The organism is Clostridium sp., assembly GCF_036646415.1.
Lineage (GTDB): Bacteria > Bacillota > Clostridia > Clostridiales > Clostridiaceae > Clostridium_J.
In genome coordinates this window covers 99,071-120,465 of the sequence record NZ_JAVXMF010000002.1, presented here as the reverse complement: position 1 = coordinate 120,465, position 21,395 = coordinate 99,071, and the positions used below count along the sequence as shown (strand labels likewise).

Annotated in this window: 20 protein-coding genes; 17 read left to right on the top strand and 3 right to left on the bottom strand. The window is 29.0% G+C overall.

Annotated features, from left to right (window positions below; translation table 11 throughout):
• Positions 1-174 precede the first annotated feature (174 nt).
• Positions 175-345, bottom strand: coding sequence for a hypothetical protein (locus RSD37_RS01790; protein WP_346944982.1), 171 nt, complete (start codon positions 343-345; stop codon positions 175-177).
• 24 nt (positions 346-369) lie between these two features.
• Positions 370-693: a hypothetical protein gene (locus RSD37_RS01785; RefSeq protein WP_346944981.1), complete on the bottom strand. Its 324-nt coding sequence runs from the start codon at positions 691-693 to the stop codon at positions 370-372.
• A 267-nt stretch (positions 694-960) separates the two neighbouring features.
• Between RSD37_RS01785 and RSD37_RS01780 the strand changes: the two genes are divergently transcribed.
• From RSD37_RS01780 to RSD37_RS01715, 14 genes are all read left to right on the top strand, one after another.
• Complete coding sequence (locus RSD37_RS01780) at positions 961-1,467, top strand: hypothetical protein (RefSeq protein ID WP_346944980.1); 507 nt, start codon at positions 961-963, stop codon at positions 1,465-1,467.
• 749 nt (positions 1,468-2,216) lie between these two features.
• A complete protein-coding gene (locus RSD37_RS01775; RefSeq protein WP_346945141.1) occupies positions 2,217-3,320 on the top strand; it encodes a DegT/DnrJ/EryC1/StrS family aminotransferase in 1,104 nt (367 codons plus the stop codon).
• Between the two features lie 156 nt (positions 3,321-3,476).
• The gene (locus tag RSD37_RS01770; protein WP_346944979.1) at positions 3,477-4,073 is read left to right on the top strand and encodes a sugar transferase; all 597 of its coding nucleotides are present in this window, start codon (positions 3,477-3,479) and stop codon (positions 4,071-4,073) included.
• A 35-nt stretch (positions 4,074-4,108) separates the two neighbouring features.
• Complete coding sequence (locus RSD37_RS01765; protein WP_346944978.1) at positions 4,109-4,861, top strand: Wzz/FepE/Etk N-terminal domain-containing protein; 753 nt, start codon at positions 4,109-4,111, stop codon at positions 4,859-4,861.
• Positions 4,797-5,507 (top strand): CpsD/CapB family tyrosine-protein kinase, encoded by a 711-nt coding sequence (locus RSD37_RS01760; RefSeq protein WP_346944977.1) that lies wholly within the window; start codon positions 4,797-4,799, stop codon positions 5,505-5,507. The genes RSD37_RS01765 and RSD37_RS01760 overlap by 65 nt, the downstream gene beginning before the upstream one ends.
• 88 nt (positions 5,508-5,595) lie before the next feature.
• Positions 5,596-6,270, top strand: coding sequence for an acetyltransferase (locus RSD37_RS01755; RefSeq protein WP_346944976.1), 675 nt, complete (start codon positions 5,596-5,598; stop codon positions 6,268-6,270).
• On the top strand, positions 6,239-7,348 hold the full coding sequence (locus RSD37_RS01750) for a glycosyltransferase family 4 protein (RefSeq protein ID WP_346944975.1): 1,110 nt from the start codon (positions 6,239-6,241) through the stop codon (positions 7,346-7,348). Before RSD37_RS01755 ends, RSD37_RS01750 begins: the two co-directional genes overlap by 32 nt.
• Positions 7,349-7,364: 16 nt before the next feature.
• On the top strand, positions 7,365-8,213 hold the full coding sequence (locus RSD37_RS01745) for a glycosyltransferase family 2 protein (RefSeq protein ID WP_346944974.1): 849 nt from the start codon (positions 7,365-7,367) through the stop codon (positions 8,211-8,213).
• Between the two features lie 31 nt (positions 8,214-8,244).
• The gene (locus RSD37_RS01740; RefSeq protein ID WP_346944973.1) at positions 8,245-9,324 is read left to right on the top strand and encodes an EpsG family protein; all 1,080 of its coding nucleotides are present in this window, start codon (positions 8,245-8,247) and stop codon (positions 9,322-9,324) included.
• Between the two features lie 34 nt (positions 9,325-9,358).
• Positions 9,359-10,528: a glycosyltransferase family 1 protein gene (locus RSD37_RS01735; RefSeq protein WP_346944972.1), complete on the top strand. Its 1,170-nt coding sequence runs from the start codon at positions 9,359-9,361 to the stop codon at positions 10,526-10,528.
• The gene (locus tag RSD37_RS01730) at positions 10,500-11,690 is read left to right on the top strand and encodes a glycosyltransferase (RefSeq protein WP_346944971.1); all 1,191 of its coding nucleotides are present in this window, start codon (positions 10,500-10,502) and stop codon (positions 11,688-11,690) included. The genes RSD37_RS01735 and RSD37_RS01730 overlap by 29 nt, the downstream gene beginning before the upstream one ends.
• A gap of 156 nt (positions 11,691-11,846) precedes the next feature.
• On the top strand, positions 11,847-12,815 hold the full coding sequence (locus RSD37_RS01725; protein WP_346944970.1) for a polysaccharide pyruvyl transferase family protein: 969 nt from the start codon (positions 11,847-11,849) through the stop codon (positions 12,813-12,815).
• 16 nt (positions 12,816-12,831) lie between these two features.
• Positions 12,832-14,115, top strand: a complete 1,284-nt coding sequence (locus tag RSD37_RS01720) for a hypothetical protein (protein ID WP_346944969.1) — start codon at positions 12,832-12,834, stop codon at positions 14,113-14,115.
• Positions 14,112-15,635 carry a sugar translocase gene (locus tag RSD37_RS01715; protein WP_346944968.1) on the top strand — a complete coding sequence of 508 codons (1,524 nt, stop codon included), beginning with the start codon at positions 14,112-14,114 and terminating at the stop codon, positions 15,633-15,635. The genes RSD37_RS01720 and RSD37_RS01715 overlap by 4 nt, the downstream gene beginning before the upstream one ends.
• A gap of 92 nt (positions 15,636-15,727) precedes the next feature.
• On the opposite strand, the gene RSD37_RS01710 is transcribed toward RSD37_RS01715, so the two are convergent.
• A complete protein-coding gene (locus RSD37_RS01710; RefSeq protein WP_346944967.1) occupies positions 15,728-18,442 on the bottom strand; it encodes a hypothetical protein in 2,715 nt (904 codons plus the stop codon).
• Between the two features lie 697 nt (positions 18,443-19,139).
• Between RSD37_RS01710 and RSD37_RS01705 the strand changes: the two genes are divergently transcribed.
• From RSD37_RS01705 to RSD37_RS01695, 3 genes are all read left to right on the top strand, one after another.
• On the top strand, positions 19,140-20,366 hold the full coding sequence (locus RSD37_RS01705) for a nucleotidyltransferase family protein (protein WP_346944966.1): 1,227 nt from the start codon (positions 19,140-19,142) through the stop codon (positions 20,364-20,366).
• A gap of 45 nt (positions 20,367-20,411) precedes the next feature.
• Positions 20,412-20,630, top strand: coding sequence for a hypothetical protein (locus RSD37_RS01700; protein WP_346944965.1), 219 nt, complete (start codon positions 20,412-20,414; stop codon positions 20,628-20,630).
• A 442-nt stretch (positions 20,631-21,072) separates the two neighbouring features.
• Positions 21,073-21,297: a hypothetical protein gene (locus RSD37_RS01695; protein WP_346944964.1), complete on the top strand. Its 225-nt coding sequence runs from the start codon at positions 21,073-21,075 to the stop codon at positions 21,295-21,297.
• Positions 21,298-21,395: the final 98 nt, after the last annotated feature.

Sequence of the window (21,395 nt, the reverse complement as noted above, 5' to 3'; positions counted from 1 at the left end):
ACAAAATTAAATATATAGCCACCATGGTTGGACATGGTGGCTATATGTGTAATGGGTAGTTTTATTCTCTTAATATACATCTTGTAGTAGAATGTTATTATCTATGGTAATGATTTTACAACACATGGTAAATAAAAAAACGCTCTCATAATTAAGAGCGTTTTTAATATGAATTTAAATGTAAAAGCCTCCGAAGAAACAACCTAATGGATTGCAAAATATGCATATTATTAATATCAAAATTATTATATCAAAGCTAGAATTACTACATTCATGTATTTTCATATCAATTTCTTTTTCAAATTCGCAGGGTGAGAAGGTTATATTCTTACAGTTTTCACTCATATTAATCACTTCCTTTATACGTAATTAATCAATTCTATTACATGAGGCAACTACTGAATATTTAGATACTTCACAAGGGTTCTCATATGGAAAAACAATGACAATTGTTTTACAAACATTTGAAGTATTCCTTGGCACTCTCATTATACAACTAGAGGATGCTAAAGGTTCATTATTTGAATATATAGTTACATCTACCCCTTGCAAACTGCCAGGACATAAATTAAAAAATTCCATATTTATTTTTAATTTTCTTGCGATGTCTTCTGAAGCGTCGATATCAAAATGTATATTCTCATTGCATTCACAAGGATTTAAAGTTATACTCTTACAATTACTCATTTTCATACACATTCCTTTTAAATTATTTTTTCAAAAAGTACTCTTTATACTAATATATTTTAAAATAAAGAAATAGATACATTTTATTAAAATAAATATTACAATATAGATATTAAACAATTAGGTGCATAAATATTAAATTTTTATATTTTTAATTATTAAAAAGTGAGGTGTCAGAAGTTTTAAAAGTACATATATTAGTATTATAAGTGATGAAATAAACCTCATCACTGAATAAATAATATTATTTAAATAAGATATGAGGTGTAATTTATGGCAGATATAATTAATGAAGAATTAAAGAATATAGTAGAAGAATTAAAGAATATAGTAACTGAAAACCTTAAACCAGTAGTTGTAGAGCCAGATTTAGAGCTATGCCCAGATGATAGACCTCTTGTAGATGGATTATATGAAAAATTAATACCTACTGAATGTCCACAAGATTTTGAACCAATATGCATAGATGCTACTACTGAATGTAGACGAATTGAGTTTGATGTTGTAGTTAATAACCTTTGTAAAGATAAAAAGTATATAGTTTCTGTATTATTGTACAAATGGGTTTGGGTTACATTACCTTGTCCACCTTGGAGGAAATTTACAAAAGTTCCAGTAGGACAAACATGTAAAATTGCCAAGTATTGCGGAGGGCCATTAGCACCACCTTGTGGTTCCGATACAGTTCATTTCGAGTTAGCAATTGAAGAACCTGTATGCTCTCATGAAAGAATTTATCGTGATATAGTTGCAAACTATGTAGACATATGCGACTTATAATAACATTTATATATTGAGTTAAAAATTTTAGCTAGCTCAAGATAGAATTTAAAATCTATCTTGGGCTAGCTTTTTTTAATAATAAATTTAAAATATTTCCTAAATTTTCATTAAACACTTATGATGGAGTCTTATAATTAGCACATTAATAAGAAGTTACCTATAGTGGCATTTTTTATTTATTAATGTTTAAATTCATATTGTAATTTAGCAAATATAAAAAATGAGAATGTGTTATTTATTACAATTTTATTGTATAAGATTAGATTTTATTGTATAAGATTAGATTTTAAATAGTAGATACCTAGAGTAAATAAAGAAATATTGAAGCTGAAATATGACATTTTAGTGTGAAGTGTACAAAATATTTGCATTTAATATATATTACTGAAAGAAAAAGACGAAGAAAAGTAAATGAAAAAAATGTAAATAAGTAGTAAGATTAAAGAATGAAATAAATGTAAATAATTTACAAGTAGTTATTAATTAATAAATAAGAGAGGTTGTGCCAACATATACCTCTCCATAAGTGAAAAATGGTATAGATATTAAGTCTCATAGTGCACGAAAAGGGGTGACTTTTAATAGTGGAGAGTGTAACAAGTAAACATGTAGCAGTAAAAGTAATAGAGATAAAGGCGGTAAAAGAAAAGGCTAAGGACTTTTGTGAAATAGATTCCAATATAGATAGTGAAGAACATAATGAAAAAAATAGAAAAAGCAAAAGAATATTTCTTGCATCACCACATATGGGTAAAGAGGAGATGAAGTATATAAAAGAGGCCTTTGACACAAATTGGATAGCTCCATTAGGACCTAATGTAGAAAACTTTGAAAAGGAAGTAGCAGATTATGTAGGTGTGGAGGGAGGTCTAGCCCTAGTTTCAGGAACGTCAGCTATTCATATGGCTTTGAAACTTCTAGAAGTAAATTCTGCTGATTTAGTATTTTGTTCATCTCTTACCTTTGTAGCAAGTTGTAATCCAATAATATATGAAAGAGCCATTCCTGTATTTATTGATTCAGAACCACAAAGTCTTAATATGTCTCCCAAAGCCCTTGAAAAAGCTTTTCAATATTATAAAGAAAAAGATATGAAACCTAAGGCCGTAATTGTTGTTCATCTTTATGGACAAAGTGCTGATATGGATAAAATATTAGAAATTTGTAATAGATATGAAGTTCCAGTAATTGAGGACGCAGCTGAATCATTAGGGGCAACTTACAAAGGAAAACAAACAGGTACCATGGGTAATTTTGGAGTATTCTCCTTTAATGGAAACAAAATAATAACTACATCTGGAGGTGGAATGCTTGTATCAAATCATATAAAAGCTCTCCAAAAAGCAAAGTTTTGGTCAACTCAAGCTAGGGATAAGGCAAGATATTATCAGCACACAGAGCTTGGTTATAACTACAGAATGAGTAATGTTGTAGCAGGGATAGGAAGAGGGCAGTTGAAGGTTCTAGATGAAAGAATAGCTAAGAAGAAAAGTATTTTTGAAAAATATAAGAAGGAATTTGAAACAATAAAGAGCATAGAGATGGAAGAAGTTTGTGACTATGGAAAATCAAATTACTGGCTAAGTATAATGACATTATCAAAGGAATCCTGTGTAAAACCAATAGATATAATACTAGCATTAGAAGAAAAAAATATAGAATCAAGACCAATTTGGAAACCAATACATCTTCAACCATACTATGAAAGCTATAAATTTTTTAATCACAATGATATAGGTTTAAGCGTGTCCCAAGATGTATTTGAAAGAGGGGTTTGTATTCCATCGGATACAAAAATGACTGAGGAAGAACAAGAAAGAGTTATAAATATTATTAAGAATTTATTTTAAGTGACACTCTAAATCTTAATTAAGAGTCCAAATTTTATATTTGGCTACTGGAACTTACTCATGAAAGCAAAGTGAAGAGGAGTTTCATATGAAGATACAGATAAAATTACATTTCATTAAAGATAAAAATAGATAATGGGAAAGATAGTGGGAAATATGATTATAAAAAGAGGATTTGATATAGTAATTTCAATATTAGCACTTATTATTTTATTACCAGTATTAATAACAATAGTCTTCTTAGTGAGAACTAAGCTTGGAAGTCCAATCTTCTTTATACAAGAGAGGATAGGCAAAGGGAATAAACATTTCAAGATGATAAAGTTTAGAACCATGAGGGATGAGACAGATAAGGAAGGTAAGGAACTTCCAGATAGTGAGAGATTAACCAAGCTAGGGAAAATATTAAGGGCACTAAGCCTAGATGAAATACCAGAGCTTCTAAATGTGATAAAAGGAGACATGAGTTTAGTGGGCCCAAGGCCTCTTTTAGTAGAATACTTAGGGAAATACTCTAAAGAACAATTAAGAAGGCATGATGTTTTACCGGGCATCACAGGATGGGCACAAATTAATGGAAGAAATTCTATATCATGGACAGAAAAATTTAAGTTAGATTTATGGTACAAAGACAACTGGTCATTATATTTAGATTTTAAGATTTTATTTTTAACATTGTATAAGGTAATTAAAAGTGATGGAATAAACCAAGACGACAAGGTTACTATGGAATATTTTAATGGAAGTAACTAATGGTATATAACTAAGGAAAGAAGGGTGAAAAATTAATGGAGGAAAAAGTATTAGATATCAGTGAATATTTTTATGCAGTTAAAAAAAGCATATTATTTATAATTATTGTAACAATAATAACTACATCATTAGGAGTATTAAACGCATCAAAAATTGTTCCTACTTATCAGTCTAGTGCAAAAATATTTTTAGGTACAAAGGATAATCTAATGAACTTATACTCAGAAGATGAAATTCAGTATTACGGCGATTTTATGGATACTTTTGTGGAGATAATTGGTGTAGATGATTTTATAAATGAAACCTTGAAGAAGTATAATTTAAATATTAGTGCTGCTCAGGTAAGAGGAGGGTTTCAAATATCAAAATCTTCCAAAACACCTATTTTCACACTTGTTTACAGCAGTTCGGATTCTGAAATAGCTAAAACTGTACTTTCTGCAATATGTGATGAACTATCTACTCAGGTGACAAAATTAATACCAGGTAAAGAGGTAGAAATAATAGATAGTGTAAAGGTATGGACAGTAATGCCAAGCAAAGCAAAGCGTGTAATTTGGGGGTTTGGTATAGGACTTATGAGTTCTTTAATAATAATATTTATAAAATATTACATGGATAACACTATAAAAAGTAGAGATCATTTAGCTAAACTCTTGCCAATACCAGTGTTAGGAGAGATTCCTACCCACGAGAGGGAATTTGTAAAGGAGGAGAAAAAATATGCTAATAGCAAAGGCAATGCCAAACTCCATATCAGCAGAAGCATATCGAATGTTAAGAACTAAAATAAAATATTCCTCCATAGATAAACAGGTGAAGACTATAGTAGTTACAGCGGCAGAAGCCGCAGAAGGAAAATCAACTGTGGCAGGGAATTTAGCTGTGACATTAAGCCAAAGTGGAAGTCGTGTTGTGTTAATTGACTGTGATCTTAGAAGACCATCCTTGCATAGAAAGTTTAATGTGTCTAATGTTAAAGGATTAACAGATTATTTGATAGAGAAGTTTGAGTTAAAGGATGTTGTAAATATAGTGGGAAACAATCTACATTTAATAACTGCGGGAGGTATACCACCTAATCCTGCTGAAGTAATTGGTTCTAAACGGTTAGAATCATTTATTGGAATGCTAGGGCAAAGCTATGATTACATAATTATTGATACGCCACCAGTAATGGCTGTTACCGATGCCCAAATTCTAGCAGCAAAAAGTGATGCTACTTTATTAGTAGTAAGAAATTCAAAGACAAAGGGAAAATCTATATGTAGAGCATATGAAGAATTAACTAAGGTGGGAGCGAATGTAATAGGAGCAGTTTTAAATGCAATAGATAATGGTAGAAAGGATAGTTACTATTATTACTATAGTGAGGAAACTAAGAAGAAAAAGAAATTTGGATTTAGATTTAGAAATAAAAAAAGGCGAAGTTAGGCTATATAAATATAATAACTAAGTAGAAAAATAAGTTAAGTAGAAAATAAAAATAGAGGAAATAACGGAGATAGTAGAGGTGTAATTAGTGAAGGATATAGTCATTATAGGAGCCGGAGGAGTTGGAAGAGAAGTTTCACTAATAATTGACCAAATAAATAATTTCAGACCGACTTGGAATATAATTGGGTTCCTAGATGATAATCCTAACAATTTAGGAAAGGTTCTAAATGGACATACCATTATAGGCAATGTTGATTCAATAAAATCCATGAGTAGTAAAACCTATGTGGTGGTAGCTATTGCAAACTATAAGATTAAAAAAACTATAGTTTCAAATTTAGAAAATAAATTCCAATTTGCGACATTGATTCATCCGAGAGTATTAGTACATGACTTCATGACAGTTGGTAATGGCACAATAATTTATGAGGGGGTAATCTTAACTACGGATATCAAGATAGGTGAACATGTAATAATAAGCCCAAAGTGTGGAATTGGACATGACTCTATTGTTAAAGATTATGTTTCACTTCTATGGAATGTAAATATTTCTGGAGAAGATGTTATTGAAGAAGGTGTATTAATAGGATCTGGAGCCACAGTAATTCAAAATTTAACAGTGGGAAAAGGAACAGTAATAGGAGCCGGCTCTGTGGTAGTAAAAGATATACCGTCCTATGCCACAGCAGTAGGAGTTCCAGCAAAAATAATAAGAAAAGAGGATAGTGATGAAGAAGATATTATATGTAACTACAGTTAGTTTAACACTGAACACCTTTCTAATACCTCATATTAAACATTTAATAAACCATGGATTCCGGGTGGAAATTGCATGTAATATTGATGTTCCACTATCTAAGGAATTTCAGGAATTAGGAGTAGTACACACAAAAATCAGTTTTTCAAGAAATCCTCTTAGTCCTAAAAATATTAAAGCCTATAAAGAAATTCAGAAACTTCAAGAGGAAAAGAATTTTGATATAGTTCATGTCCACACTCCAGTGGCAGCATTCATAACTCGGATAGCTTTGAAAAATGAGAGGATAAAGATGATTTATACTGCTCATGGTTTTCATTTTTATAAAGGCGCTTCATTAATAAATTGGTTGATATATTATCCCCTAGAGAAGGTTGCAGCTAGATTGACAGACACATTAGTAACTATAAATGAAGAGGATTTAGAAGGCGCAAAGAAGTTTAAACTAAGAAAAAATGGACAAGTATATAAGATGTCAGGGATAGGAATTAAAGAAGAAAATTATGAAATGATTAATTTCAATAGAGATAAATATAGAAGAGGTCTTGGACTTAGAAAGGATGATTTTGCCATCCTAGTTCTTGCAGAGCTAAATAAAAACAAAAATCATATCCAGATTATTAAAGCTATGGATGAACTAAGAGAAGAATTTCCAAAGATAAAGGTTATATGTGCAGGTAGTGGATCCATGGAAAAGGAACTTAAAGATAAAGTTAAGGATATGAAGCTAGAAAAAAACATTAAATTCATTGGCTTTAGAAAGGATATAAATCAGCTGTTGTATTGCAGTGATTGTGTAGGGCTATTTTCAAAAAGAGAAGGTCTACCAAAATGTTTACTAGAAGGCATGATTACAGAAAAACCTATTATAGTAACTAATACAAGGGGGCCTAGAGAGTTAATTGAAAGTGGTAAAAATGGGTTTCTAGTAGAAGTTGGGGACTATAAAGATACAGCTAGAATTATTGAAGAAATATATTTAAATGGAGTTATGAGAGAAAAATTTATTAAAATATCTAAGGACAAGGTTTCTAGATATTATATAAAAAATGTATTAAATGAGATCAGTAATTTTTATTAAGTAGAGGGATAGAAGTATGGAAAAATATTGTCCTAAAGTTTCAATATTAATGGGAATATATAATTGTGAAAATACATTAGTAGAAAGTATTGAATCAATCGTTAACCAAGATTATGAAAATTGGGAGTTAATCATTTGTGATGATGCTTCCAAAGATAGTAGCTTTAATATAGCAAAGAACTATTCTAATAGATATCCAGAGAAAATAAGGGTGTTAAGGAATGAAAAAAACCTTACATTAGGACCAACGCTAAATAAGTGTCTAAGATCTGCAACGGGAAAATACATAGCAAGGCATGATGGAGATGACACCTGTGAAAGAAAGAAACTTGAAATCCAGGTAGAATTTTTAAAGAATAATCTTAATATAGACTTAGTTGGGACAGCTATGAGTTGCTTTGATGAGAATGGACATTATGGTGTAAGAAAACTGAAACACCAACCGGAAGGTAGAGATTTAATGAAGGGGACAACATTTGCCCATGCAACCATAATGATTAAGGCAGAAGTAATGATGGGTTTAGGAGGATATTCAGAAGAGAATAATGCTAAAGGGGTAGAAGATTATGAGCTTTGGTTTAGATTCTTCGAAAAAGGCTACAAGGGATATAATCTAGAAAACCCTCTATACAATGTAAGAGAAGATAGGGAATGTTATAAAAGAAAGAATTATAAAAGAAGAATAAATGAAATAAAAACCATGTATAAAGGAAGAAAGTTATTAGAATTAGATTTAAACCAGAATAAGTATTTATTAAAACCAATGATAGCAACCATAGTACCAGGGAGAATTCTCATGAGTTATCATAAGAACAAGCTTAAAAGAAATATAGATATTAACAATGGTGGGAGTGTAGAGGTTTAGAAAGAACTAATGAAGGTGGTGGGAATAAAGCATGTCAATATATATATTAAATTTAGTTATAGTTTGCGTTTTTGGATATTTAGCAGAAAAATATAAAAAGAAGGGTATTGAGAGTAATAAAACTAAGTATAACCTCTTTCTTATATTGATATCTTTAATTTCACTAACTTTGGTATCTGGATTTAGATATAAAGTAGGGACAGATTTCATGACATATACGGAAACTCTAATTTATTTTAAGAATACTTCGATAGATATATTTGACCAAGGAGGATTTACACTATTAACCAATTTATTAAGAGATATTACAGATAATCCACAATTATTTTTTATGATAACTTCAATATTTATAAATACTGCTGTAGTTATTTTCCTTGTAAGAAATACCGATAATATATTCCTATCATTATATTTCTATATAACAACCTATATGTATTATGGAACTATGAATGGAATAAGACAATACATTGCTTGTTCAATACTTTTGCTAGGATATAAGAATTTAATAAATGGAAATTTTAAAAAGTATCTTTTGTACATAATAGGAGCATTTTTATTTCATAGTTCAGCACTAATTATGATACCAATATATTTTATAGTAAGACAAAAATCTGATTCCATATGGAATATAGTTATATTTCTAACAACTTTAATGGCGATGCTATTCTATGATACGTTTCTAGAAATATTATTTACAATATTAAATGATACACGATTTGGATATTATAAAGACTATTTAATAGGAGATTCTAATGGAGCTAATATTTTAAGAATAATTGTATGGATGCTACCAGTTATTCTTATATTTTTATATAAAGACAGGGCTAGAAAAGTTTTTGGAGACAAAATAGATATAGTAATTAATCTATGCTATATAGGGGCTATATTTATGCTTTTAGCTTCGAAGCATGTATTTTTCGCAAGAATTTGCATGTATTTCGATGCATATTATCTTATACTTCTGCCTAAACTCAGTAGTATGTTTGATAATAAAACAAATAAATTTATGACCATAATAATAATGATTGGATACCTAACATATTCCTCATTATTACTAATAAGCGGAGAATCTAATATATATCCTTATAGATATAATTTAAAATTGTTTTAATATAGATTTGATTTTTATTGATAGGAGGATGAAGATGAATAGAAAAAAAGTATTACAGGTAGTTGGTGGAATGAACATAGGTGGAACTGAGACTATGCTGATGAATTTATATAGAAGAATTTATAAGGATATCCAGTTTGACTTTGTTTCCTATTATGAAAAGGATGGATACTATGATAAAGAGATAAAGAAATTAGGAGGAAAGGTAATAAACTTAGAGCCACCTAACAAGGTTGGAATAATAAGAGCAATTAGAGATTTAATGAGAGTAATTAAAAGTGAAGATGAATATATCGCAGTTCATTGTCACACTCTATTTAATTGCGGAATTGGAGTATTAGCTGCAAAGTTAAGTGGAATACAAACTAGAGTATCTCATGCTCATACCACATCTGATAGTAGTAATACATGGATTAGAAGAATGTATATTAAGTTAATGAGAGTTTTAATAAGGGGATTTTCTACTAGTTTTCTATCCTGTAGTGGCGTAGCAGGAGAGTATTTATTTGGAACTAAAATATTAAATGATGAGAGGTATATGAGGATACCTAACTATATAAATTATGAGAAATTTATTAATTATGTGGATAAAGGTAAATCAATAAGAAGTGAACTTGGCATAGCTAAAGATGATATTGTAATCGGGCAGATTGGTAGATTTATATCAGCTAAAAATCATGATTTCTTATTGAAAATAGTAGAAGATTTAGTGCAAACTAATCCTAAAGTTAAATGTATTTTAGTTGGAGATGGTGATTTAAGACAAAGCATAGAGAGTCAAATTAAAATGCTAGGTATAGAAGAAAATATATACTTACTAGGTGTAAGAGATGATGTAGATAGGATTTTCAAGGCTATGGATGTATTTATTCTTCCATCTACCTATGAAGGACTAGGGTTAGTGCTTTTAGAAGCACAAGCTTCGGGAGTACCATGTGTAACATCTCAGGCAATTCAGCCAGAAGCAGATCTAAGGATAGGGTTACTTAAAAAATTAAATCTTCAAGCGGATATTGATGTTTGGAGCAAGAGTGTTTTGAAAATGGTAAATGAATTAAAGCCAGATAAAACACTTATAAGGAGCGCTTTTGAAAACAAAGGATATAGAATAGAAGATATTACTAGTAAATTATACTCAGTATATGGAATAGTAGAAAGATTTGGTGGTGAATTAGATGAAGAATATATTGATAGCATCCTTTGATATGGAGGTAGGTGGAGTAGAAAGAAGTCTTATAAATATGTTGGAAAATTTTGATTATAACAACTATAATGTGGATTTAATGTTGTATAAACATAGTGGAGATTTCATGAAGCTATTAAAAGGTGAATTCAAATTGCTAAAAGAGATAGAGGCGTATACTTCGTTTAGAAAATCCATAGTTCAACTATTTAAGGAAAGACAGTATAAAATAGGCTTAACAAGAATAAAGGCAAAGATAAGTGCTAATAGGTTTGCTAAAAAGAACATATTTAGTGAGGGGGGATGTGTTCAAATGCAGAGAATGTGGCAATATTCTTTGAAACATTTGCCATTAATAGATAAAGAATATGATGTAGCTATAAGTTATTTATGGCCTCATTATTTTGTAGCAGAGAAGGTAAAAGCAAAGAAAAAGATAGCTTGGATTCATACTGATTACTCCACTATTGAAACTGATGTAAAAGAGGATTTAAAAATGTGGAACAAGTTTCATCATATTATGGCTGTTTCAGAAGAATGCAAAAATTCCTTTCTAAAAAAATACCCACAACTACATAAAAAGGTTAAAGTTATGGAGAATATAACATCACCTGATTTTATAAGAAATATGGCTAAGGAGCAGGTTGAGGATGATATAAGTAAGGACAATGGATTTAAGTTACTATCAGTAGCTAGACTCTCTCATGCAAAGGGAATAGATAATGGAGTAAGAGCATTAAAGCTACTTCATGATAAAGGACTTACAGAGATTAAATGGTATGTTGTGGGTTATGGTGGAGATGAGGAGATGATTAGGGAGCTTATTAAAAAAAATCATCTTGAAGATAGTTTTATATTACTTGGAAAGAAGATTAATCCATATCCATATATGAAAGCATGTGATGTATATGTACAACCTTCCAGATATGAAGGAAGAGCAGTAACTGTTACAGAAGCTCAGATATTAGAAAAGGCTGTAGTAATAACCAATTATGCAACAGCGAGAAGTCAATTAAGAAATGGTATTGATGGGTATATATGCGACAATTCTGTAGAAGGAATTGCAGATATAATAGAACGAATATACGGAAATATACAATTAAAGAATGAAGTTGAAAAAGAGTGCATAAATAGTAATTATAGTAATTTAGAAGAGCTTATAATATTACATAAATTATTCTGAAAAATTGAAAAAAGTTAAGATGATTATAAATATAAAATACAAAATTCATATGCTAAATAATTAATATGAAAAATAATTTCTCATCAGAATTAATTGTATAAAAAATATTTATAGATAATGTGTAAAAATAAATTGGTATATTAAAGAGGAGATTTTATGAAAAATGTATTATTAATGGATATATCAGTAGCTTCATTAAACAAAGGCGACGATATTATAATGGAATGCGTACAGAAGGAGTTAAAATACTTCACAAAAGATAAATTTATATTAACACTACCAACTCATGTTTCACCTTTTCATTCTTATCAAATTTGGAGAAATTCAAATCGGGTGCAAATTTATAAAAATTGTTGTGCAAAATTTGTATGTGGTAGTAATTTATTAGTTCCTGACATGCTGACACATTTCCCACAGTGGAATTTAAATATTTTTAACTATAAGGCTATTGAAAATTGTGTATTAGTAGGAGTAGGAGTAGGAGCTGGTGAAAAAACTAATTTTTATACTACAATGTTATATAAGAGATTATTAAACAAAAATTTATATCATAGTGTTAGAGATGAAAGAAGCAAAAAATTTCTTGAAAAATTAGGTGTGAAAGTAATTAACACGGGTTGTGCTACTATGTGGATGTTTACACCAGAATTTTGTAAAACAATCCCTACAAAAAAAGCTAATAATGCTATTTTCACATTAACTGCTCGTAATGAAAAGGATAATAATGATCAAATTCTAATAAATATTTTAAAAGAAAAGTATAATAAAGTTTATTTTTGGGTTCAAGGAGTTAACGATTTTGAATACATTAATAAATTTGATAATTTAAGTGATATAACTATAATTAATCCCACTTTATCAAATTATAAAGATATTCTTTGTATGGATGATTTGGATTATGTTGGGACACGATTACATGCAGGAATATATGCCATGGGACATAAAAAAAGATCAATAATTATTTTAATTGATGAAAGAGCAAGAGAAATAAATAAAAGTAATAATTTAAATTGCATTGATAAAGATGAAATAAATAAATTAGGACAGTTAATAGATAGTGAATTTGAAACAAAAATTAAAATGCCTTTTGAAAATATAGAGACTTGGAAAAATCAGTTTAAATAAAATGGAGGTCTTAAAGTTGGAGAGCATAAAATTAGATAGAATAGAGCTTAAAAATAATCGGGTTGATTATTTTTTTACACCATCTAAGGGATTAAGAAAATTTTTTGATAAAGAGTGGCATATGTTTGTTGAATATGATACTGATATTTCAAATGTACCTATAAGTATATTAGCCATTCCATTTGTAGCTAATATTATGCCTTTAATGTGGATTACAGATAGTGTTTTATGGCTTGAGGAAATAGACAGATCATATTATGATTCAATACCAAAAATTAAATATGCTTATCAAGAAATGTATTCAAAATATAAATTGAAAGGAACTGTTGTTACGGCTAAAACAATAAATAATAAATATATAATACAAAGGGAAGCAGCACAATTATTTAGTGGTGGTTTAGATGCTATGGCAACTTGTATAAGAATAAGTGATAAAAAACCATTATTAATCAATATATATGGTTGGTACTCTAAAGATATAGAGCCTAATAAAGTATTTGACTCAGATAAAAAAAATATTTCAGAGTTTGCACTAAGAAATGAATTTGAGAGTAAATTTGTGAAATCTAATTTTGCACGTTTTATCATATCAAGAGCAGTAGATAGAACATATGGCAAAAAGCTTAAAGATTCTTGGTGGCATGGATTACAACATGGTATGGCTTTTATTGGTTTGGCAATTCCATTATCATATAAATATGGTGTTGAAAACTTGTATATTGCTAGCTCATTTACTTTAGGTGAAAGGCATATATGTTCATCAGATCCTTCAGTAGATATTGAAATTAAGTATGCATCTGGAGGGGTTGTGCATGATGGTTTTGAATTAACTAGACAGGACAAAATTAGATTAGTAGTTGATAAACAAAAAAAAATTAATAGCGATTATCCATTGAGGGTCTGTTCATTTAATGATAAAAATTGTTGTAAGTGTGAAAAATGTTTTAGAACGATTTTGGGTCTGATAGCAGAGGGTGCAGATATTTCTAAATTTGAATTTAATATAGAGGGAGATTTATTATCAAAATTCAAGGAGTATTTAAAGAAAGATATTAAATTTTTTCCACCAACTAAAATATTAGGATGGAATAATATAAAAAATAGGATGGCTACTAATCTAGATAATATTATAGAAATAGAGTTAGTTGAGTGGTTATTGAACTATGATTTAAAGAAAGAAAAAAGAAAGGCTTTATTAAAGTATAGAGTGTTCTATTTTTTTCCTATTTTAAAAAGAAAAATTTCCAATATATTTAAAATGATTAAATTACAAATGGCACAAAAAAGAGGACAAGTATGAGAATCCAAAATTCTATTAAGAATATAATATTTGGCTTAGGAGGTCAATTAGCAAGTACTATACTTGCATTTATTACAAGAACAGTCTTTATTTATGTGCTAGGCGCAGAGTATCTAGGTATAGACGGATTATTTACAAATGTTTTATCATTACTTTCTTTAGCTAACTTAGGATTTGACTCGGCTATTATATTTAGTTTGTATAAACCACTAAGTGATAAAAATAATGTAGAAATTAAAGGCTATATAGGGATTTATTCAGTTGTATATAAATTCGTTGGCACTTTTGTTTTTTTTATAGGAATATTATTAATTCCATTTCTACCATACATTATTAGCGGAGAATTAAACATTAAAGAAAATCTTACAGTAATATATATAATGTTTTTATTAAATTCATCTATATCATATTTCTATATATATAAGCAATCTATATTAATTGCTAATCAACAAAATTATATAATTTCCAAGGTACATACACTTTTTATGCTACTTTCAAATGTGTTGCAAATTGTAGTATTGTTGATATCTAAAAATTATTTATTGATGCTTGGAATACAATTAATATGTAGGGTTTTGGAAAATATATATATATCTAAATGTGCAGATAAGGAATTTCCTTTTTTAAAAGACAAGAAAATAGAGGGGAAATTATCCAAAGAAAAGAAAAGGAGCTTATATAAAAATGTTTATTCTATGCTTTTATATAAAATAAGTGGAACTGTAATAAACAGTACAGATAATATAATAATATCATATTTTGTTGGAATATTCTATGTAGGCATCTATTCAAACTATTTATTAATTATCTCTACTTTACGGACATTGTTAAGTTATATATTTTCCTCATTGAAAGCTAGTGTTGGAAATTTAATGGTGTCTAAAGACAATGAAAAGAAAGAATTTATATACTATGAAATATTTTTTCTGAGTTTTTGGATATATGGTTTTTTATCTATTTGTTTATTTATTTTGTTAAATGATTTTATTACCATCTGGATAGGAGAGAAGTATGTATTAGATACATTTACAGTTTTGATAATAATTGTTAATTTTTATACTGAAGGTATGCAGAATGTATCTACTACATATAGAGATACAACAGGATTGTTTAGTGTAGGAAAATATCGACCAATAATAGCAGCAATAATTAATATAATAGTATCTATTATATTAGCTCCTAAACTTAAAATATCAGGAATATTATTAGGTACTATAATAAGTAGAGTATTAGTTTATTTTTGGTTTGATCCTTATGTTATTCATAAGTATGTTTTCAAAAAAAGAATTATGAGTTATTTTATTGAATATATTAAAAAAGTTTTTATTATAGTAGCTACTGGGAATATTACTTTTTTAGTTACAAAAACAATAATAGTAGAATCATTGTTTTTGAGATTTTTTATTAATTGTGGAATATGTATTTTAGTACCTAATGTAATATTTTTAACTATTTTCTATAAAAATAAATATTTTAAATATCTAAATAACATATTTAGAACATTTATAAAGATTAAATAAAAAACAGTAATATATATATACAGTGTTTTCTATATGTGGTTTATACAACAAGGGTTAGTAATTTATTTTACTAACCCTTGTTATATATAAACTTATTTTCCACAATTTTTTTCATCTATATTTATATTGCTACTTTGATTTGCTTCAGGGCTACATAATAGTAAATCAGTTGAAGTATAATTATTATCTTTAGATTTAATGTTTATATTATTTATAGTACTCTTAGTAAGACCTGTAATTACATATGGTGAATTAGGTAAATTTATAGTGTTACCTTGTAATTTAATTGTATCCTGACGAACCAATTTACCAGCAGACCCACCAGTTCTATCATCATAGAATACAATCATACCTTCTGAACTATTAGAGTTAAATCTATTATTTATTAAGGTTATAGACTTCTTCATAGCATAATGAGGTAGCTTTAGCAAAAAGTATTCACTATTTATATTACAATTATCAAATAGTATAGTAGCACCTTGATGCCAATACCCAAATTCAATTTGAAAGTTGTTTAAATTGGAATCCTTAAAGGTGTAGGTTGGTTCGTAAGCGCCAGCAAAACAATTCCAATTAGAAATTTCACTATTAGATATATCAAAGGTATCATGCATATTGCCACTAATGTTTTCTATTGTACAATTATTATAAACACCACCATGATTTTCTCCTTTTTTATCGTGAATGAAGCTATCCTTAAAATTACCCATTCCTAATGCTGTTACATAAGTGTTATCCGCTGTTGATGATGCGCCTATATCACATCTTAAATATAAACCAGTGTCCAGTTTGTTTTCAGCTCTACCATTAATTTTGCAATCCTTAACTACAAGAGGCCAAGTATCATTTTCTTCAGCTGAGCTAATACTCATGCTAGATTTAATCTCGTTGTTATAAAATCTAGAATATCCAGTCCTTGTTCTATTACCGTGACCTAAGATCGCTCCTTTTAGATTTTTACAGTTTCTAACTACATAAGAATTTGTTCTTTCCCAAAAGTATACTTTACCATCTATAATATCTTCTATAACAAAGTTATGACCTGCACAGGTTAGAAAATCATTATTAGGATTGTCATGGAAATTAAGGCCTCTAAAGGTAACATCCTGCATCATATCCCAACCATCCTCTGCATCATAAGCACATTTGGCTAGGGTTTGACCACAATTAACAAATTCACAGTTTTCTACCAGCATATCCTTCATGGCAGCTTGAGCTAAACCTACAGCTCTACAATTTTCAAACTTTACGTTTTTAAAAGCACAGTGAGTAGGGATTCTAAAAAGTTGAACTGATAAATCAGTAGGATAATTTTCATTTTGTATAGTTACTCTCATATACTTAGCATTAACAGGAACACCAACTCTTCTATATTGATAACTATCAATTGACTCTATAAAGCCTTTAGTTTCATCATAAAAGCTACATATTAAGCTCAAAGTATCACAAGGGTTTCCTTGATAACCTAGATATCTACTAACGGACAAATAGCCAATATCACCATAGCCATTTATATCTATAAAATCAGAAGTTGTTCTATTTTTAGCTTCTATATCTAATCCATTGGATCTATCTATATCTCCTAATTTAAAGGAATCACCAATAGGCTTTGGAGGTAGGTAAGTATATCCAAGACTTTTATCTGGGGAGTTAGCAATACCGTTTTCACCACCATAACCAGTGATATCTTTTACAACTAAATTTTCAAAGGAGCTATACTTGCTTTCGCCACTTATACTAATTCCCATTACCCATTCTGAATTATTAGGTGAATTCTTATAATCATGACTATAGTAATCACCCTCTACTATACCGTTAATAACATGAGAGTCAAAGGTATTATTAAGGTCTATCATTAAAGCTTTATCACCTGTAAATTGGTTCAGCTTTAAGGTAGCTCCATTCATATCTAAGGTGAATTCAGTGGGAATAAATACAGTACCTTCATGATCTACTCTATAGGTACCTTTTAATAGCTTAACTTTATTATAGCCTTCAGCTTTTTTATCATCTAATAATCTTTGTAACCCTATTCGAGTGTTTTTAGCTTCTTCAAGGACAGCAGCTTTATCATATCCTTTTCCATATTTAACTATTGTTTCTCCCCACCAGTTTCCAGGTTCTCCATTGCCAACAGTATCAGCAGTTATACAGGTATAGGTATTAGAGCATGGGGTAATCTTTTTAGCAGTTTTTTCAAGTTCTGCTGCAACTGATTCCTTTGTAGGAGTTTCCAAGTTAAGAGTAACCACTTGCTTATTTTCATAGCTATCATTATTTTTTATATTATATTTTTTTAGATCCTCAGTTGTCATCATATATTCTTTAATAACAACTTCATCTTTAACTAAAAAGAAGTTAAAAAGCTCATGAGAATTACGATTATATTTATCAGTAGCTACAATAGAAAATTTTTGCTCACCTAATTCTTTGAATTTGCCAATAGTTATTGAGTTATCTCCAGCCTTAATATCTTTCTTTACTATATCCTTCTGACCTTCAATGTTCACAGTAACAGTAAAAGACTCAGATGTATCTTCAACTACATATTCTTTATGATTATAATCTGTAACGTAAAAGTCAATTATCACATCTTCATTATGGGATACTATCGGTTTTATGTAATAAGTAGAGATATAAGGCACATGGTTTGGATTAATATTTCTATCTTTTGTGAGGGCGGTTTTATATGTTTTATAAAAATACATGGATAAAATTAAAAGTATGAATAATAATGGAATAAGTACTATGGTAAATAGATTAAGTTTTTTTCTTGGTTTTCTATATTTTCTTTTATATCTTCTCATATCACAACTCCTATAATCTTTACATGCGGATATGTTTTCGTTTATTACTGAAATTAACAGAGGTTTAAAGCATATCCTTATATAAGTAATTAGATGTATGGAAGTTAAATCCTTCCATACATCTAAAGAAATATTTGTAAATATATTTTTTATTAGCTAATACTAATCTTAATATTAGGACTACTTTTATAATAATATTTTCAAAGGAGCTGTATTTACTTTCGCCACCAATGCTAACTCCATTTACATATTCCTTATGATAGTAATCTGTAATATAGAAATCTATTATAACTTCTTCATTAGGAGCTACTATAGGTTTTATATAATAGGTTGATATATAAGGAACTTGATTTTGCTTAGAAGGATCTAGTGGGAGTGTAACAAGTTTATATTCAAATTCTATTACTTGGATTGGAGAGGTTTCAGTGAGTAGAGCAGATTTTGTATCAGCTCCAAATGGTATATAATCAGATACGACTTTTGGAGTATAGATGTGGGATTTGAGATCAAGGTTTGTATAAAAATCAACAGGTAACAGCTCCTTTATTTTAGTATTTACTATATAATATTAAAATTATATAAGAAGAGTTACAAACATAAAAATAAGTAGAATCATGGTGAAATAAAAAAATGTAGTTAACAAAAATAAATGGTATAATATGTAAAGAAGTTGTTATGTAAGCGAGGGGTAAGTAGAATGAACAATACACAAAAGCAGTTTGTAGATTTGTTATCTGGTGGTATTAGAGGTGCCAAAGTATTCAATACTTATGAAAATGTTAATTGGGAAGAAATATTAGAGTTAGCTAAAGCTCATAAAGTAGAGGGCATAATATATTCAGCTTTAAGTAAAGGTGGTCTAACTGATAAGCTTGAAGAAGGAAAATTAAAAGAGTTAAAAATGATAACCTTCAGAACAGGTATAGGACAACTTAGAAGTATTAATAATTTATTAGATGTTTTTAACAAGTTTAATGATAATAATATAAATGTAATTGTGCTAAAAGGACTTGTGATTAGAGAGTTTTATCCACAGCCAGAGCAAAGAAGTATGTGTGATGCAGATATTTTAATTCATATAGAAGATTTAGAAAGAACAAAGGAATTGTTAGTAGGAATAGGATATATACTTGATGATCATGAAGCCTCACATCATATAAAATTCTTACATCCTAGTTATCCAGTAATAGAAATACATTGGCATTTATTTAAAAGGGATGGTTTTAGTAAGGAACTGGAGAAATTTGAAAGGCTTATATGGAAGGAAGCGGTTAAAGTTTATATAGGTAAGTCTCAGGTATTATCTCTTGGGTATGAGGACTTGGCGTTGCATTTATGTATGCATATGGCAGCTCACCTTGCATCAACAGGATTTGGACTAAGGCAGCTTTGCGATTTGGTATTGTTAGTGGAAAATAAGGGGCAAGAAATAAATTGGGATAGCTTTATAATTAAGGCTAGGATGTATGGCTTTGAGAAATTTAGCTTAATTATGTTTATTATATGTAATAAATTATTCAACATGAATATCCCTAAAGAATTAAATGTAAGTACAATAAGAAATAAAAGGCATGTAGAATCATTAGTTGATGAGATATTTGAATCAGGGGTTCATGGGAAGAGCGATATGACTAGCAGATTTGGAAATCAAGTAGCTTTTAATTTTGGGGATAAGGATAGCAATGCTACATTGGGAGCTGTTAAAAGATATTTAGCATTTATTTTTCCATCAGCAGATAATTTATCAGATAGATATAGTTATGCAAAGAAGGCAAAGGTGTTTTTACCTATAGCTTGGGTTCATCATTTATTTGTAGGAGTTTTTAGAAGTGAATATGGTTTGGGGGATAAATTTAGGTTTTTGACTACTGGTGCTTCAGTTTCTATTAAGAGAAATAAATTATTGGAATGGATGGAGCTTTAGATATACACTATAGAATTAATTAGATTTTAACTAAAGTAATAGGAGGTGAAATTAATAAAGAAACAATGTAGTAATCCTGAGGTGAAAAATTTAGGAGTTCAAAATACTAACGAAGACATGTGTAATGTTGTTAAAGCCGGTTGTGCTGAACCAATTTGGCATTGTTTAACTCATAACACGTATTTTTCAAATTATCAAGACTTACAAAATCATATACAAGATATTGAAAACAACGGAAAGTATCATGAAATTAGAGCATCATAATAGCCGTGTTTAATGATTAGTTTCATATTGAATAGTAAGATGAAGCATAAATTAAAAGCTATACTGGATGATGTAGCAGCTACAGTGATGGAAGAGATTTCAATGATTAACTCTGGTTTCTTATATTAAAAATCATATGAATATGCTATGGATAATATTGAAGATGACAAGTAGGCTTATGTATTCTGTAAAGTACATTGAAATGTTAAATATGGAAGTTGAAAAACATTAATTTGTAGAGTTATGTTGATTGAACAGGTAATTTACTTCGAAAAAAGCATATCAAAAAAGTTAAAATTCATACAAAATATGGTAAAATAGAAATGTGTTTATTGATCAATAATACATTTAATTAAATGGTATTTTTTTACTACAATTATTTCGCGAATTTTAATTTGGTAGGAAATATTATTTTCAAAATTAAATTTTAGGAGTGATGTTAATGAAAAAAAATTGGATTAATCCACAATTAACAAATTTAGATGTGGAATCAACAAAGAACGACGATGGTGTTGCACCAATGTTTTATTGGCCATGGTCACCAGAATGTGATAAGTCAGAAAATTATAGTGGTGATAAGTGCCCAAGCGTGTTAAGACCTTGCAAATACTATAGATATGGTAAATGTGCTGCTCCAGTTGACCCAATTATTAATCCATCGGCTTAATAAGATTAATTACAAGAAAGCCACTATCATTGTGGTTTTCTTATAATTTTAATTAAGACTTTAGTTTTTAAATTTAATAAATATATACATAAGTGGAT

Excerpts from the sequence above, each read along its gene's own strand:
- RSD37_RS01740 (WP_346944973.1), top strand. The coding sequence starts at position 8,245 with ATGTCAATATATATATTAAATTTAGTTATAGTTTGCGTTTTTGGATAT.
- RSD37_RS01785 (WP_346944981.1), bottom strand. The coding sequence starts at position 693 with ATGAAAATGAGTAATTGTAAGAGTATAACTTTAAATCCTTGTGAATGC.
- RSD37_RS01790 (WP_346944982.1), bottom strand. The coding sequence starts at position 345 with ATGAGTGAAAACTGTAAGAATATAACCTTCTCACCCTGCGAATTTGAA.
- RSD37_RS01735 (WP_346944972.1), top strand. The coding sequence starts at position 9,359 with ATGAATAGAAAAAAAGTATTACAGGTAGTTGGTGGAATGAACATAGGT.
- RSD37_RS01780 (WP_346944980.1), top strand. The coding sequence starts at position 961 with ATGGCAGATATAATTAATGAAGAATTAAAGAATATAGTAGAAGAATTA.
- RSD37_RS01710 (WP_346944967.1), bottom strand. The coding sequence starts at position 18,442 with ATGAGAAGATATAAAAGAAAATATAGAAAACCAAGAAAAAAACTTAAT.
- RSD37_RS01760 (WP_346944977.1), top strand. The coding sequence starts at position 4,797 with ATGCTAATAGCAAAGGCAATGCCAAACTCCATATCAGCAGAAGCATAT.
- RSD37_RS01695 (WP_346944964.1), top strand. The coding sequence starts at position 21,073 with ATGAAAAAAAATTGGATTAATCCACAATTAACAAATTTAGATGTGGAA.
- RSD37_RS01750 (WP_346944975.1), top strand. The coding sequence starts at position 6,239 with ATGAAGAAGATATTATATGTAACTACAGTTAGTTTAACACTGAACACC.
- RSD37_RS01715 (WP_346944968.1), top strand. The coding sequence starts at position 14,112 with ATGAGAATCCAAAATTCTATTAAGAATATAATATTTGGCTTAGGAGGT.
- RSD37_RS01725 (WP_346944970.1), top strand. The coding sequence starts at position 11,847 with ATGAAAAATGTATTATTAATGGATATATCAGTAGCTTCATTAAACAAA.
- RSD37_RS01765 (WP_346944978.1), top strand. The coding sequence starts at position 4,109 with ATGGAGGAAAAAGTATTAGATATCAGTGAATATTTTTATGCAGTTAAA.
- RSD37_RS01745 (WP_346944974.1), top strand. The coding sequence starts at position 7,365 with ATGGAAAAATATTGTCCTAAAGTTTCAATATTAATGGGAATATATAAT.
- RSD37_RS01770 (WP_346944979.1), top strand. The coding sequence starts at position 3,477 with ATGATTATAAAAAGAGGATTTGATATAGTAATTTCAATATTAGCACTT.
- RSD37_RS01730 (WP_346944971.1), top strand. The coding sequence starts at position 10,500 with ATGAAGAATATATTGATAGCATCCTTTGATATGGAGGTAGGTGGAGTA.
- RSD37_RS01775 (WP_346945141.1), top strand. The coding sequence starts at position 2,217 with ATGGGTAAAGAGGAGATGAAGTATATAAAAGAGGCCTTTGACACAAAT.
- RSD37_RS01705 (WP_346944966.1), top strand. The coding sequence starts at position 19,140 with ATGAACAATACACAAAAGCAGTTTGTAGATTTGTTATCTGGTGGTATT.